General features: G+C 59.3%; 12 protein-coding genes and 1 pseudogene. 8 read left to right on the plus strand and 5 right to left on the minus strand.

Annotated features, from left to right (window positions below):
• On the minus strand, nucleotides 1-1,675 hold a 1,675-nt coding region (locus AYR66_RS21185), incomplete at its 3' end, for a penicillin-binding protein 1A (RefSeq protein ID WP_088709976.1).
• A 312-nt stretch (nucleotides 1,676-1,987) separates the two neighbouring features.
• Between AYR66_RS21185 and AYR66_RS21190 the strand changes: the two genes are divergently transcribed.
• From AYR66_RS21190 to AYR66_RS21225, 8 genes and pseudogenes are all read left to right on the plus strand, one after another.
• Nucleotides 1,988-3,070 carry a pilus assembly protein PilM gene (locus tag AYR66_RS21190; protein ID WP_088709154.1) on the plus strand — a complete coding sequence of 361 codons (1,083 nt, stop codon included), beginning with the start codon at nucleotides 1,988-1,990 and terminating at the stop codon, nucleotides 3,068-3,070.
• A complete protein-coding gene (locus AYR66_RS21195) occupies nucleotides 3,067-3,669 on the plus strand; it encodes a PilN domain-containing protein (RefSeq protein WP_088709155.1) in 603 nt (200 codons plus the stop codon). The genes AYR66_RS21190 and AYR66_RS21195 overlap by 4 nt, the downstream gene beginning before the upstream one ends.
• A 15-nt stretch (nucleotides 3,670-3,684) precedes the next feature.
• Nucleotides 3,685-4,353: a type IV pilus inner membrane component PilO gene (locus AYR66_RS21200; RefSeq protein ID WP_088709156.1), complete on the plus strand. Its 669-nt coding sequence runs from the start codon at nucleotides 3,685-3,687 to the stop codon at nucleotides 4,351-4,353.
• The gene (locus tag AYR66_RS21205; RefSeq protein ID WP_088709157.1) at nucleotides 4,350-4,892 is read left to right on the plus strand and encodes a pilus assembly protein PilP; all 543 of its coding nucleotides are present in this window, start codon (nucleotides 4,350-4,352) and stop codon (nucleotides 4,890-4,892) included. Before AYR66_RS21200 ends, AYR66_RS21205 begins: the two co-directional genes overlap by 4 nt.
• Nucleotides 4,889-7,057: a type IV pilus secretin PilQ gene (locus AYR66_RS21210; RefSeq protein ID WP_234814966.1), complete on the plus strand. Its 2,169-nt coding sequence runs from the start codon at nucleotides 4,889-4,891 to the stop codon at nucleotides 7,055-7,057. Before AYR66_RS21205 ends, AYR66_RS21210 begins: the two co-directional genes overlap by 4 nt.
• A 104-nt stretch (nucleotides 7,058-7,161) precedes the next feature.
• Nucleotides 7,162-9,039 carry an Ig-like domain-containing protein gene (locus AYR66_RS21215; RefSeq protein WP_088709158.1) on the plus strand — a complete coding sequence of 626 codons (1,878 nt, stop codon included), beginning with the start codon at nucleotides 7,162-7,164 and terminating at the stop codon, nucleotides 9,037-9,039.
• Nucleotides 9,036-10,696, plus strand: a pseudogene (gene aroKB, locus AYR66_RS21220) (bifunctional shikimate kinase/3-dehydroquinate synthase AroKB). The gene AYR66_RS21215 and the pseudogene aroKB overlap by 4 nt, the downstream one beginning before the upstream one ends.
• Nucleotides 10,697-11,851, plus strand: a complete 1,155-nt coding sequence (locus tag AYR66_RS21225) for a deoxyguanosinetriphosphate triphosphohydrolase (protein WP_088709159.1) — start codon at nucleotides 10,697-10,699, stop codon at nucleotides 11,849-11,851. It abuts the pseudogene before it with no gap.
• Here AYR66_RS21225 and AYR66_RS21230 read toward each other — a convergent pair.
• From AYR66_RS21230 to lptB, 4 genes are all read right to left on the minus strand, one after another.
• On the minus strand, nucleotides 11,848-12,933 hold the full coding sequence (locus tag AYR66_RS21230) for an enoyl-CoA hydratase/isomerase family protein (protein ID WP_088709160.1): 1,086 nt from the start codon (nucleotides 12,931-12,933) through the stop codon (nucleotides 11,848-11,850). The genes AYR66_RS21225 and AYR66_RS21230 overlap by 4 nt on opposite strands.
• Nucleotides 12,934-13,087: 154 nt before the next feature.
• A complete protein-coding gene (hpf, locus tag AYR66_RS21235; RefSeq protein WP_088709161.1) occupies nucleotides 13,088-13,435 on the minus strand; it encodes a ribosome hibernation-promoting factor, HPF/YfiA family in 348 nt (115 codons plus the stop codon).
• 92 nt (nucleotides 13,436-13,527) lie between these two features.
• The gene (locus tag AYR66_RS21240; RefSeq protein WP_088709162.1) at nucleotides 13,528-15,024 is read right to left on the minus strand and encodes an RNA polymerase factor sigma-54; all 1,497 of its coding nucleotides are present in this window, start codon (nucleotides 15,022-15,024) and stop codon (nucleotides 13,528-13,530) included.
• Nucleotides 15,025-15,043: 19 nt separating this feature from the next.
• Nucleotides 15,044-15,784: an LPS export ABC transporter ATP-binding protein gene (gene lptB / locus AYR66_RS21245; protein ID WP_088709163.1), complete on the minus strand. Its 741-nt coding sequence runs from the start codon at nucleotides 15,782-15,784 to the stop codon at nucleotides 15,044-15,046.
• Between the last annotated feature and the right edge of the window lies 1 nt (nucleotide 15,785).

Below are 15,785 nucleotides of genomic sequence, written 5' to 3' on the forward strand. Positions count from 1 at the left end.
CCTGGCCATACTTGGCGCCGATCTTGTGCAGGATGCGGATCGAAATCATGTTCTTCGACTTCGCCAGGCCTTTGCGCATCGGCATCGGGCCTTCGTACTTGCCGTCGTAGTTCTTCGGTTCCCATGCCTGCCCGCCGGTCTGGCCGGCATCGAAGGAGATCGGCGAGTCGGCGATGATGGTGGAGGGCGACATGCCCTTCTCCAGTGAGGCCGAATAGATGAACGGCTTGAACGACGAACCCGGCTGGCGCCATGCCTGCGTCACGTGGTTGAACTTGTTGCGGTTGAAGTCGAAGCCCCCGATCAGCGCGCGGATCGATCCATCCTCCGTGTTGGCCGCGATAAAGGCAGATTCCACCTCGGGCATCTGGGTGATCGTCCACGCGTTGTTCTCCTGCGTGACGCGAATGACCGCGCCGCGCCGCACCTTCTTGGCCGGCGGTGCCTTGTCGCTGAGCAGGTTGGTGGCGAAGCTCAGGCCAGGGCCGGTGATGTTGATCTCTTCGCCGGACGAGAGTACGGCCTTCACGCTCTTGGGCGAGGCATCCAGCACGACGGCGGCAACGATATCGTCGCTGTCCGGGTGTTCCGCCAGTTCGACTTCGATTGCGTGGTCCGCCGCTTCCTTTGCCGCCGGAATCTCCATGAAGGCTTCCGGACCGCGGTAGCCGTGGCGCTTTTCATAATCCATCACACCGCGGCGCAGCGCCAGGTAGGCGGCATCCTGGTCAGCCTTTGTGATCGTTGTATAGACATTCAGGCCACGCGTGTACGTTTCATCCTTGAACTGGTCGTACACCAGCTGGCGTGTCATTTCTGCCACGTATTCGGCGTGCACGCCGAACTCGCTGCTGTTGGTCTTGATCTTGAGCACCTGGTCCTTTGCCGTCTCGTACTGCGCATCCGTGATGTAACCGAGCTGGAGCATGCGCTGCAGGATGTACTGCTGGCGCGCACGGGCGCGCTTGGGATTGGCGACAGGATTGTAGGCGGACGGCGCTTTCGGCAGGCCGGCGAGCATTGCCGCTTCAGCCACGGTGATATCCGACAGCTTCTTGCCGAAATAAATCTGTGCCGCGGACGAGAATCCGTAGGCGCGCTGACCCAGGTAGATCTGGTTCATGTACACCTCGAGGATCTGGTCCTTGCTCAGGTTCTGCTCGATCTTCCAGGCCAGCAGGACCTCATAGATCTTGCGCTTGAGCGTCTGCTCGCTCGACAGGAAGAAATTGCGCGCCACCTGCTGCGTGATGGTCGATGCGCCCTGTTTCGAGCTGTTCGTCAGGTTGTGGACGCCGGCGCGCAGGATACCAATGTAGTCCACGCCGCTGTGGTCGTAGAAGCGGTCATCCTCGATCGCCAGCACGGCTTTCTTCATGATGTCCGGCACGTCCTTGATGCGTACAAGATTGCGGCGCTCCTCACCGAATTCGCCGATCAGTACGTTATCGGCGGAATAGATGCGCAGCGGGATCTTCGGCCGGTAATCGGTCAGCGTGTCCAGCCCCGGCAGGTTCGGATAGGCCATGGCCAACGCGAAGCAGACGATCAGGAGGCCGATGACTGCCAGCCCGACCACCGTCCCGAACAGGCCGAGGATGATGCGCGTGAGCAGGGAAAAACGGGGCGTCGACGCCTGTTTGGGAGCGTCGGCTTCAGGTTTATTGCTGGACATGCGGGGGGACAAGAAGGAGATAAGGGAACGGAAGAATTATAACGGTGGGCAACATTAAGGGATATTAGTAGAATCTCAACATTTGTCCCCACGGCGCGTGGGCTTTTGGCAACTGGTTACAAATTCCTGTACGGAAATCACTTTACACCCTTCGAAGCTTATTGCTAGGATTTAATGTAACGTTGGATATATATCACCTAAATATAGGTTTTTAAACGAATTTTTTGTCGAAGCACCACAAATCCTGCTACTTCGACCTATAAATAAGTGGTGCGTTCACGCAATACGCCACATTTTCGGGGAGTAAAACCCTTGGCCATTGATCTCGGATCGTTAGTCGGCAAGAAGAATCCACCGTTGATCGGCCTGGACATCAGTACCTCGGGCGTCAAACTCGTCGAACTGTCAGACACGGGCAAGAACGAATACCGGCTGGAACGTATCGCGAACGAGCCTCTGCCGCGCGGCGCCGTCGTGGACGGCAATATTGAAAACATTGAACAGGTGACGGAAGCGGTTCGCCGCGTCTGGAAAAAAAGCGGCACCAAGGCCAAGCATGTGGCACTCGGCATGCCGCCGGCATCGGTCATTACCAAGAAAATCATTCTTCCTGCAGGCCTCTCGGAGGAGCAGCTCGAGGTGCAGGTGGAAAGTGAAGCGAACCAGTACATTCCGTTTGCGCTCGAAGAAGTCAGCCTTGATTTTTGCGTCATCGGCCCGGCGCAGAATTCACCCGACGACGTCGAAGTGCTGATCGCCGCCACGCGCAAGGAAAAGGTGGAAGACCGTGTTGCCGTGGCCGAGTCCTGCGGTCTCAAGCCGATGGTCATGGATATCGAATCCTATGCCGCGCGCACGGCGATTGACCGTATCACGGCCCAGCTCCCTAAAGGTGGCCAGGGCCAGATTGTCGCCCTGTTCCAGATCGGCGCCCAGGTTACCCACGTCTCCGTGCTGCAGGATGGCCAGACGATTTACGAACGCGAGCAACCCTTTGGCGGCAACCAGCTCACGCAGGACGTCGTGCGTGCTTACGGCCTGTCGTTCGAGGATGCGGAATCGAAAAAGCGCTCCGGCGACCTGCCGGACGGCTATGACCGCGAACTGGTCGAGCCCTTCCTGGAAAATGCCGCCCTCGAAGTCACGCGCGCCATCCAATTCTTTTTCACGTCCACACCCTATACCCACATCGACCAGATATTCCTGGCCGGCGGCTGCGCGGTCATTCCGGGGCTGGTCGAAATCGTCGCGGAACGTGCCAAGATCTCGACTTCTGTCGTCAGTCCCTTCAAGGGAATGCAGATCGCTTCGACGATCCGCGAAAAACAGCTGCGCGCCGAGGCGCCGTCTTACCTGGTTGCGTGCGGGCTGGCCATGCGGAGGTTTGAAGAATGATCCGGATTAATCTTCTTCCCCACCGCGAGGAAAAACGCAAGCAGCGGAAAATCGCCTTCCTGCGCCTGCTCGTGCTTGCTGCGCTGATGGGGCTGGCGATTGCGATTGCCTATGCGGCGTTTATCGGCGCCAAGATCGCCAACCAGAACCAGCGAAACAGCTTTATCAAGGCAGAGAACGCCAAGCTCGATACGCAGATCAAGGAAATCGCCACCCTCAAGCAGGAAATCGAAGCGCTGCAGGCGCGCCAGCAGGCGGTCGAAGACCTGCAGAGCGACCGCAACCAGCCGGTTTACCTGATGGATGAGCTTGTCAAGCAAGTACCGGAAGGCATCTACCTGCGCACCTTCAAGCAAGACAACCAGCGTGTTGCGCTGACCGGTTATGCGCAGTCGAACGAGCGGGTCTCCGAGCTGCTGCGCAACCTCAGCAACAATTCTCCCTGGCTCGAACGCCCCGACCTGATCGAAATCCGCCTGACCAACCTTGGACAGGGAAGGGATGCGAAAAAGGTATTCGACTTCACCGTCAATGTCGGCATCAAGCGTCCGCGCGAGAAGGAACAGGCTGCATCGACACCCCCGAAGAAGCAGCCCTGACAGGAAAGACGCACTATGGCAGACCTCAAGAAAATCGGGGACACAATAGCGAGCCAGTTCCAGGGCCTGAACGGCCGGGACCCAGGGCAGTGGCCGATCATCCCGCGCGTGCTATGCGCGTTCGGAACGCTGCTCGGCGTGATCGCTCTTGCCTGGTTCCTCTATCTCAGCAGCCAGCAGGAAGAGCTCGAGCTCGGCGAGCAGGAAGAAGTCAAGCTGCGGGAGGAATACAAGACCAAGGTCAAGCAGGCAATCAACCTCGACAGCCTGCGCAAGCAGCGTGACCAGGTCAACGAATACGTGTCCACGCTCGAGAAGCAGTTGCCCAGCAAGGCCGAGATGGATGCGCTGCTGTCGGATATCAACCAGGCCGGTCTTGGACGTGGTCTCCAGTTCGAGCTGTTCAAGCCGGGCCAGGTGGTGGTCAAGGATTACTATGCCGAGCTGCCCATCGACATCAAGGTCACGGGCAGCTATCACGATATCGGCGCGTTCACCAGCGACATCGCGAACCTGCCGCGTATCGTGACCCTGAATAACCTCAACCTCATTACCGGCAAGGACGGCACCCTAACGCTCGAAGCGGTGGCCAAGACCTTCCGCTATCTTGACAAGGATGAGGTTGCGGCGCAGCGCAAGGCCGCGGAAGAAAAGGCGAAGAAAGCGAAGGGGGCGAAGAAATGAAAATTCCGCGCACCTTGAAGTTGGGCGTATCGTTCGCCGCCTTGTCCGTGCTCGCCGGTTGCGGCGACGGCGGAGTACAGGAGGTGAGGGACTGGATGACGGAAGTACGTGCGCAAACGCCGGTCTCTGTCCAGAAACTGTCGGAGCCGAAGAAGTTCGAGCCTTTCACCTATTCGGGAAAGAACGAATTCGACCCCTTCAATTCGACGAAGCTTTCCGTCGCACTGGCCAAGATAAATGCCAAATCGACCGGCGGCATCAAGCCCGACATGGACCGCCGCAAGGAGCCGTTGGAAAGCTACCCGCTGGATGCCATCAAGATGGTCGGCACACTGGAAAAACCTGGATTGAGCTATGCGCTACTGCAAGTGGACAAGGTGGTTTTCCAGGCAAAGGTCGGCAATTACATCGGCCAGAATTTCGGCATGATCACCCGGATCACCGACACGGAAGTCGAGATCAAGGAAATCGTGCGGGATCCATCTGGTGAATGGACCGAACGCAAAGCCAAGTTAGAGTTGCAGGAGAATAAAAAATGATGGCCGCACATACTTACCTACGAGGCTTCGGCGTCGGCGTACGCAGTGTATTTCGTCAATTCGCAGTCGCAGGCCTGTTGCTTGCGTCCTGCGTTGCCTACGCACAGGAAAACGCGATCGAGTCGATCGGCGCCAACCAGCAGGGCGCCAATGTCATCGTGAAAGTGAAGCTGAGGAAGGCATTGGGCAAAGCGCCCATCGGCTTTTCCATCACCAATCCGGCACGCATCGCGCTCGACTTCTCGGGAACCGCAAACGGAACCGGGAAAATATCCCAGGACATCGGGCTGGGCGACGTGCGCAGCGTCAACGTCGTACAGGCCGGTGACCGTTCCCGCCTGGTATTCAACCTGCTTCGTCCGCTCAACTACGCCACAGTAGTCGAAGGCGATACCGTGGTCGTGACCATTGACGGTTCCGGCGGTATTGCTACTGCAGTCAATGCTTCCGGCGTTCCGGTATCGACCGCGCCGGCAGCTGCAGCGAAGCAGGTATTGCGCGACATCGACTTCCGCCGCGGTGTGTCCGGCGAGGGCCGCGTCGTAGTTGACCTGCCGAGCAACCAGGTGGCGGTCGACGTGCGGCAGCAGGGGCAAACGATTGTTGTCGACTTTCTGAAAACGTCACTGCCGGAAGTCCTGCGCCGCCGCCTCGACGTCACCGACTTCGCAACCCCTGTGCAGACCATTACCACCTCGCCGCAGGGCGAAAACGTCCGCATGGTGATCGAACCCAAGGGACTGTGGGAGCACAGCGCCTACCAGAGCGATACCCAGCTGGTGGTCGAGGTCAAGCCGATCAAGGAAGATCCAAACAAGCTGGTGCAAGGTACCCAGGGCTATCGCGGCGAGCGCCTGTCGCTCAACTTCCAGAATGTGGAAGTGCGCGCCGTGCTGCAGGTCATCGCCGATTTCACCGGCCTGAACATCATCACCAGTGACACCGTCACCGGCAACGTGACCTTGCGCTTGAAGGACGTACCTTGGGACCAGGCGCTTGACATCGTGATGCAGGCCAAGGGGCTGGACATGCGCAAGAACGGCTCGGTGCTGTGGATTGCGCCCAAGGACGAACTGCTTACAAAGGAAAAGCTGGAGCTGGAGCAGAAGGCGCAGATTGCCGAGCTGGAGCCGCTCAAGACAGAGACCTTCCAGTTGAACTACCAGAAGGCGGAATCCTTCAAGCAGGTCCTCGGCATTGACGGGACAGACGCCAAGAAAAGCATTCTCTCCAAGCGTGGCAGTGCCGTGATCGATCCGCGGACCAATCAGTTGTTTGTAACCGATATTGCGTCGAAGCTGGAGGAAATCCGCAAGCTCGTGCAGAAAACGGACATCGCGTCAAAGCAGGTGCTGATCGAAGCGCGGATCGTCGAAGCCGATGACAAGTTCAGCAAGAACCTTGGCGCCAAGCTTGGCTTCACCGACATGAGGACATTGCGGGGCGGGGATACTGGCTGGCAGGTTTCGCGCTCGAGCAATTCGCGCGTGGCCGTTACCGGCAATCTGACCGGTGTTGGCCAGCAAACGGGCCAGGCCGAGGTGGATGACAATGCGTATACCAACAGCCAGTTTATCAACCTGCCGGCAGCGGGCATTAACGGTGTCGCACCTGGGACATTGGCGGTCAGCCTGTTCTCCGCAGCCGCCAACCGCTTCCTGAATCTTGAACTCTCTGCGCTGGAAGCAGACGGCAAGGGTAAGATCATCTCCAGCCCGCGGGTCGTGACGGCTGACCAGCTCAAGGCGGTGATCGAGCAGGGTACCGAACTGCCATACCAGGTTGCCACGTCGAGCGGCGCAACATCCATCATGTTCCGCAAGGCGAACCTCAAGCTGGAAGTGACGCCGCAGATCACGCCGGACGGCAATGTCATCCTGGATGTGGATGTGAACAAGGATAGTGTGGGTGTCGAAACGCGTGCTGGCTTTGCCATCGATACCAAGCACGTGAAGACGCAGGTACTGGTGGAAAATGGCGGAACGGTGGTCCTTGGCGGCATCTTCCAGCAGATCGAGCGTGAGCAAGTGTCAAAGGTACCTGTGTTCGGCGATATTCCCGTCCTCGGTCATTTGTTCAAAACGCAAGGAAGAACCAACGACAAGACGGAGCTTTTGATTTTCATTACACCTAAAATCGTTGCCGACCGCGTGGTAACACGCTAGTCAGGTAAACAGCAAGAATTCGAATAATGTTAAGGGTAGGGCTTATGACTCCAGGGGATTTCAGGACCTCGGTCCAAAAGTTTGTACGTTTTGCTGCAGGCGGGATGATGGCCTTGGCCCTCGTCTCCTGCGGTGGTGGCGGCGGTTCGGCCGGCACCACCTCGGGAACAAGCGGCAGTTCATCGACGCCAGCCTCCGTATCCTTGCTGTTCAGCAGCTCGGAACTGCCGTCCTCGGGAACGACCGGCACGGAAGTAACGGTAACCGCGCTGGTAAAGAACGCGAATAACAATGCGATTGCGTCGGCGCCCGTCACCTTTACTGCAAGTTCAGGTGCGCTGACCGCAGTTTCGGCCACGACCGACGCAAACGGCAAGGCGACTGCCCTGCTCAGCACCTCCGGCGACCGCACCAACCGCACTATCACGGTTACCGCCAAGGCGGGCAGCGTCACGACGACCGGTACCGTCAGCGTTGTCGGCACGGCAGTCTCCATTACCGGCCCGTCTACAGTGACTTCGGGCGGCACCGGCGATTTCGCTATTACGGTGCGCGACCAGGCCGGGAAAGCCATTTCGGGAGTGCCGGTCGCCATCTCGTCGACCAAGGGCAACAGTGTGGCCCTCAAGACCGCCGCAGGTGGCACGACGAGTGCAGCCATTACCAATACACAGGGCCAGGTTGTTGTGACGGTCACAGGCGTCCAGGCAGGCAAGGATACGCTGGTGGCATCTTCGCAGGGGAATACGTTCTCTTACGAATTCAACGTCAACACGCTAAGCCTCGTCATCACACCGTCCGCGTCGCAAGCCAATGTGGGCACTTGTAACGCCCTCAATGCGCGTCTCGAAAACTCCGGCGTTGGTCAGGACGGGGCGCTGAACATGAGCGCGTCGCGCGGGGTGATCTATACCGACGCCGCCTGCACGGCCCCGCTGGGTAGCAGCGCCATCCCGGTCACCTCGGGCCAGGCGCAAACCACGTACATCAAGTCCGACACAGCCGGCACGGCAACCATTACTGGAACTGTCGCGAACGGTCCCACGGCACAGACCAACATCAAGTTCGTTGCTCCCTTGACGCCATCGGCCACCATCAGTGTGCAGCCGGAACCTTCGGTCGTGAGCCCAAGCGGCACGGGCCAGAGCAATACCAGTGTGCTGACTGTGATCGTGCGTGACGGTACTGCCAACAACAACCTGGTGAAAGGCGCGATTGTCGAATTCTCGATCCTCACCGACCAGAGCGGTGGCGCCCTTTCCAACCCGGCTGTAGTAACGACTGAAGATGACGGCACTGCGAAGGTCATTTTCTCTGCAGGCCCGGCGACTACGCCTGCTAACGGGGTTCAGATCCAAGCACGCATCCAGGGCACGAGCAAGACTGCCACGGCGACATTGACAGTTTCCCGCAAATCGCTGTTCGTTACGGCAGGTACCGGTAACAAGCTTGAGACGCCGACGACTTCGACGTACCGTCAGGATTACTCGGTATTTGTGACTGACGCCTCAGGCAATGCAGTGCCTGAAGTGACCGTCACGGCTTCGGTAAGGGCTATCAACTATCGTAAAGGTCGGTACACGTTTGACTCCGATCCAGCAACACCTGAAACCGGATGGATTCGCGCGTTACCGCATTACGTTTGCGCGAACGAGGACATTAATAACAACGGTATTCTTGACGCGGGAGAGGACTTTAACAACAGTGGTGCACTGGAGCCGCGCATTCCGATGACAGTCACCTCCAGCGGCAAGACAGATGCAAGTGGAACGGCGATCGTCTCCATCCTGTATCCGCGCGACCGCGGCAACTGGACCGATGTACGAATGACGGTTACGGCAAGTGTGCAAGGTACTGAGGCAACCTATACGACTTCCACGTATACTCTGCCAGTGTTGGCGGCGGATTTTGCAGATCAGGCGACTGAGCCGCCAGGTAATCCGAGCCCGTATGGGGTAAATCCCTGCAACATACCAAATTGACATCCAATATATTCCTGGTTGGCCTCATGGGCGCCGGCAAGACGACAGTCGGCCGCGCCCTGGCCAAGAAACTCAACAAACGGTTCATCGATTCGGACCATGAGATCGAGGCGCGCACAGGCGCCTCGATTCCTTTGATCTTTGAAATCGAGGGCGAAGCAGGATTTCGCCAGCGCGAGGCGGAGGTGATCCGCGACCTGACTTCCCAATCGGATATCATCCTGGCGACCGGTGGTGGCGCGGTCCTTCGACAGGAAAACCGCGAGTGCCTCAAAGCACGCGGCACCGTGATCTACCTGCGTGCCAGCATCAACAGCATTCTCCAGCGCACCAGCCACGACAAGAACAGGCCCCTGCTGCAGACCGCCGATCCCCGTGCGCGGCTCGAGCAGCTTTCCCGGGAACGCGAACCGCTTTACCTGGAAGTTGCCGACTTTGTCATCGAAACCGGCCGTCCTAACGTACAATCTCTGGTGCAAACCATCATTTCGCAGCTCGAAATGGCCAATAAGGCTTCGTCGGGTGACGAAACGCCGAACCAGATTTCCTGAACTCTATGAACGCGCAGCAAACATCGCCGATCACCTTGAACGTAGACCTGGGTGATCGCAGCTACCCCATTTCCATTGGACAATCGCTGTTGTCGGATGCCGCGCTCGTGACGCGCCACATCGCCGGCAAGCGGGTTGCCGTTGTTACGAATACCACCGTCGGGCCGCTGTACCTGGATCGCCTGGTCGAACTCCTCAAGGGAGCGGGCAAGCAGGTCACAACCGTCGTTCTGCCGGATGGCGAAGAGGAAAAGAACTGGGCCAGCCTGATGCGCGTGTTCGACGTACTGCTGGAAGAGAAATGCGACCGCAAGACGACGCTGGTCGCGTTGGGCGGCGGCGTCATCGGCGACATGACGGGATTTGCGGCGGCGACCTACATGCGCGGCGTGCCGTTCGTGCAGGTGCCGACCACGTTGCTGGCGCAGGTTGACTCATCCGTCGGCGGCAAGACCGGCATCAACCATCCGCTTGGCAAGAACATGATCGGCGCGTTTTACCAGCCGCAAGCCGTAATCGCCGATACCTCCACGCTGGATACGCTTCCCGACCGCGAGTTGTCCGCAGGACTGGCCGAAGTCATCAAGCACGGCGCCATCATCGATCCCGCCTTCTTCGACTGGATTGAATCGAATATCGGCAAGCTTGTCGGGCGCGACCCTGGCGCGCTCTCCTATGCGATCCAGCGTTCATGTGAGATCAAGGCCGATGTCGTGCGCCAGGACGAGCGCGAGGGCGGGCTGCGCGCCATCCTCAATTTCGGGCACACCTTCGGCCACGCGATCGAAGCGGGACTCGGCTATGGCGATTGGCTGCACGGCGAGGCAGTCGGGTGCGGCATGGTCATGGCTGCCGACCTGTCGCATCGTCTCGGTTTCATCGACGCAGCCACGGCTGCGCGCCTGAATGCGCTGGTGAAGGCGGCAAACCTGCCTGCCGATGCTCCCGACCTTGGCGTCGAGCGCTGGCTGGAGCTGATGCAGGTCGATAAGAAGAACGAGGGCGGACAGATCAAGTTCATCCTCCTCAAGCCCCTCGGCACTTCCGTCATCATGCCGGTGCCGCAGGATGTCCTGTTAGAAACCCTCAAGGCCTGCGTCCGGTAAATGGATTTTGAAGCCAACCTCGCACCTTATGCCGCGCGCTCCGCGGTATCGCGGGGAAGGCATTTCGCCGAACCAGCGCCGGCTTCACGCACCGAATTCCAGCGCGACCGTGACCGCATCATCCACTCGACCGCGTTCCGCCGGCTCGAGTACAAGACGCAGGTATTCGTCAACCACGAAGGCGACCTGTTCCGCACCCGGCTCACGCACAGTATCGAAGTAGCGCAGATCGCGCGTTCGATTGCGCGCAACCTGCGGCTCAATGAAGACCTGGTCGAAGCGATATCACTCGCGCACGACCTCGGCCATACGCCGTTTGGTCACGCCGGCCAGGACGCATTGAATGCCTGCATGAAGGAATACGGTGGCTTCGAGCACAACCTGCAGAGCCTGCGGGTGGTCGACAAGCTGGAGGAGCACTACGGTGCCTTCGATGGCCTGAACCTCATGTTCGAAACGCGCGAAGGCATCTTGAAGCATTGCTCGCTTGCCGTTGCGCAGACGCTGGGCGATGTCGGCCAGCGCTTTATCGACGGGAAGCAGCCGACGCTGGAAGCGCAGCTGGCAAACCTGGCGGACGAGATCGCGTACAACAATCACGACATCGACGATGGCCTGCGCTCGGGTCTCCTGACGACAGCTCAGCTGAATGAAGTGGATTTCTATGCGCGCCATCGACGCGATGTGGAACAGGCATACCCGGGAATTGCCGGGCGGCGCGCCATACATGAGACCATCCGGCGCATGATCAATGCGCTGATCGTCGACCTGATCACGACATCAAGGGCACGCATAGACGCGGCACACCCTGCATCAGTAGAAGACGTGCGCGATGCACAGCCCATGATCGCGTTCTCGGACGAAATGAACCGCGACGCCGCGCAATTGAAGGTCTTCCTGCGGCATAACCTGTACCGGCATTACCAGGTCAACCGCATGACCAGCAAGGCGCGGCGCATTATCCGAGAAATGTTTGACGCATTCATGGGCGAGCCGCGGTTGCTGCCGCCCGACTACCAGACGGGCTTGCGCGATGGTGCGAGTGCGGATCAGGTGGCGCACCAGGCGCGCAAGGTGGCCGACTATATCGCCGGCATGACCGACCGCTATGCGATGCGCGAGCACCGTCGCCTGTTCACGATCGAAGAAGCCTAGTCGAGCGTCCTCAGCGGATGCGCATGCGCCGGCCACGCCGGTTCAAAGAAGCCTTCGACCATCTCCTTGCTGACGTCCTCCAGCTGAGCCGGCGACCACTTCGGCGCATTATCCTTGTCGATGACAACCGACCGGATGCCTTCCAGCACCTCACCGTTTTCGAAACTGCGGCGCACCATCGTGCGCTCCATGCGCAGGCATTCCGCCACGCTCATGGTCTTGCCCTTGCGCAGTTGCGACAGGGTGACGCACATCATCAGCGGTGAGCGCTTGTTCATGGTGTCGATCGTCTTCCTGGCGAAGGCACTGTCATCCCGTGACAGCGAGGCGACGATGGACGTGACATCATCGTGCGCGAAATGGCGATCGATGGTCGCGCGTTCCGCGGCAAGTAAGCCTGCAGCGACTTGCGACTGGAAGCGTGCCGCGAACTCACGTATGGCTTGCGGCAGGCGGGACGAGTCCGCCGATTCCAGCAGTTCAGACAGTCCAGGAAGCTCGGACGCCGGCACGAACACATCTGCAAGGCCCGCGTACAGCGCATCGGCGGCACCGATTACTTCACCCGTGACGCCAAGGTAGGTACCGATCTCGCCCGGGACGCGCGACAGGAAATAGCCGCCACCGACATCCGGGAACAGGCCGATGTTCACCTCGGGCATCGCCATTTTCGTGCGGTCCGTAACGATGCGCATGCGGTTGGTTTCTCCACCTTGTGCCACACCCATGCCGCCGCCCATCACGATGCCGTCCATCAGCGCCACGTAGGGCTTCGGATAGAAGTGGATCAGATGGTTCAGTGCGTACTCTTCAGTGAAGAAATCTTCCAGCAGTGCGCTGCCGCCCTGCGGTGTCGCGCGGCCCGCATCGTAGAAGAACCGGATGTCCCCGCCGGCGCAGAATGCGCGTTCGCTGCTGCTGCGGATCACTACCGCCTGCACGGCGCTGTCGTCGCGCCAGGCGAGAAGTGCCGAGGTTATTGCCCGCACCATGTCAAGCGACAGGGAGTTCAGTGCCTTCGGGCGGTCGAGGGTGATGAAGCCGATGTTGTTCTTGATGCGGGTGTGGACGAATTCAGTCATGGCTGTCGATGGATTGCGGAATGCGGGTCATTGTATCGGCATTGCCGCAACGCTGCAGTCGCTCGCCCGACATTCGCCTTGCAGGCGATGGGCAATAAAAAAGGGCGCATCCAATGCGCCCTTGATCATTCCGGCACCGGGCCGATGAGAGTTTTTACGCAGAGGCCGACACGTCGGGCATGCGCTTGAAGGTTTCGTGCTGGTGGTCCTGGATCTTGGTCTTGTACTTGAGTACCTGACGGTCCAGTTTGTCAATCAGCGTGTCGATCGCCGCGTACAGGTCTTCCGCAAAACTCTCCACGTGAATGACGTTGCCCCGTAGTCGCAGATTCACTTCTGCTCTCTGTCTCTTGTCCTTTTCCGAAGGTTTTTCCACACCCAAGATGACTGCGATATCAATGACATGATCGAAATGGCGGATGATGCGTTCCAGCTTGTTCTCCACGTAGTCGCGGATGGCCGGTGTCAATTCGAGGTGATGTCCACTGATGGTCAGATTCATACAGCGCTCCTATGGATGGTGTCGCTGGAGGTTCAAGTGTGCCCGCGCAGGCGAGCTACGCTGAACACAGCAACTGCACTACAACACGGGTACTACAGGGATTTGCGCAGATTGACTGGAGGGATTTTCAGGGCTTCGCGATATTTCGCGACGGTGCGTCGTGCCACGACCATGCCTTGCTCCCCCAACATATCCGCGATCTTGCTGTCTGAGAATGGATTCTTGGGGTCTTCTGCTCCTATCAATTGTTTGATCAGCGCGCGGATCGCCGTCGATGAAGCTTCACCCCCCGCTTCGGTGGCGACATGGCTGCCGAAGAAGTACTTCAACTCGAACATGCCGTGGGGGGTCAGCATGTATTTCTGAGTTGTCACACGGGAAATAGTACTCTCGTGTAAACCAAGTGTATCAGCAATTTCACGCAAGACAAGAGGGCGCATGGCGACTGCGCCGTGGGAGAAAAAGTTGCGTTGGCGGTCGACGATTGCCTGCGCCACGCGCAGGATCGTGTCGAAACGCTGGCGCATGTTTTTGATCAGCCATTTCGCTTCCTGCAGCTGGGAAGTAAGCGATCCCTCACCCTTGCTTTGCTTGAGGATATTGGCGTACAGGGCATTCACGCGCAGGCGCGGCATGACGTCATGATTGAGGAAGACTTGCCAGCCGTTCTTTGTCTTCTTGACAATCACGTCGGGCACAACGTAATCGGAAGCGTCCGATGCGAACAGCGCGCCGGGGTGGGGATTGCATTGGCGGATCACATGCTGTGCTTCACGCAGGTCTTCCTCGTCGCAGTCGAGTGCCTTCTTCAGTTTGTTGAAGTCGCGCTGCGCGAACAGCGGCAAGTGGTTTTCCACGATCTCCAGCGCGCGGCGGCGCGTCACGAGCGGTACCTTCGGAAAGCGGCGGATCTGGAGCGAGAGGCATTCGGACGCGTTGCGTGCGCCGACACCAGCCGGATCGAAGCTTTGCACGAGTTTCAGCGCGACTGCCAGTTCTTCCAGTTCGACTTCCAGCTCTTCCGGCAGGCGTGCGTGGATTTCCTCGATCGGTTCCTCGAGATAGCCGTTGTCGTCAAGCGCATCGACGATCAGCTCGACGAGCGCGCGGTCACGCGCTTCGCGAACGGTCACGCGCATCTGTTCAAGCAGGTGTTCACGCAGGGTGACTTCATGCGCTTCCAGCTGCGGGCGCGCATCGTCGTCTTCCGGCGCTTTCGATGTGCGTGCGACGTCGTCGAAGCTCCAGTCGCTGTCGCCGGAGCCGCCGTCTGCGTTTTCGCCGCCGCCTTCAAAGCCGCCTTCGGGTTCTTCTGGGCCGGAGGAGGAGGGCGCGCTGCTCTCTGCTGCGGGGGCTTCCGAAGTGCTTCCGTTGGCCGTGCCCGTGGCGCTGATCGCGCCGTCAGCAAGCAGGCGCACCGAATGGTCGAGCGGGTCGTCCACGCGCTCCAGCATCGGATTGTCCGAGAGGATCTGTTCCAGCTCCTGGTGCAGCTCGAGCGTCGACAGCTGCAGCAGCCGGATCGACTGTTGCAGCTGAGGCGTCAGCGCCAGATGTTGCGATATGCGAAGTTGGAGTGTTTGTTTCATACGTTCTGGTCTTCTTCCATTACATCCGGAAGTGCTCACCCAAATACACGCGCCGTACCGACTCGTTCGCAATGATGTCGTCGGGGCGGCCGCTTGCCAGGACGGAGCCCTGGTTGATGATATAGGCCCGGTCGCAAATACCCAAGGTTTCCCGTACGTTGTGGTCAGTAATCAACACACCGATGCCGCGCTCCTTGAGGAAGCGCACGATACGCTGGATCTCGATCACCGCGATCGGATCGACGCCGGCAAACGGTTCGTCGAGAAGCACGAAGCGCGGATTGGTCGCGAGCGCGCGCGCAATTTCCACGCGCCGGCGTTCGCCGCCCGACAGCGACAGCGCCTGGTTCTCGCGCAGGCGCTCGATCTGGAGTTCGGCCAGCAGCGTGTTGAGGCGCTTTTCGATTTCCGCTTTCGGCAGCGGCTTGTCGTCGATGCGTTGCAATTCCAGCACCGCGCGGATGTTGTCTTCCACGCTGAGCTTGCGGAATACCGATGCTTCCTGCGGCAGATAGGACAGGCCGAGCGTTGCCCGCCGGTGGATCGGCAGGCGCGAAATACCCACGCCATTGAGGTCGATCTCGCCCGCGTCCGAAGGCACAAGGCCGACGATCATGTAAAACGATGTCGTCTTGCCGGCGCCGTTCGGGCCGAGCAAGCCGACCACTTCGCCGCTCGCGACTTGCAGCGAGACGTCGCGCACCACCTGGCGCGTACCGTAGCTCTTTTGCAGACCGTTGACTACCAGTGTGCTCGTCATC

It is taken from the genome of Noviherbaspirillum denitrificans (genome assembly GCF_002211445.1).
GTDB classification, from domain to species: domain Bacteria; phylum Pseudomonadota; class Gammaproteobacteria; order Burkholderiales; family Burkholderiaceae_D; genus Noviherbaspirillum; species Noviherbaspirillum denitrificans.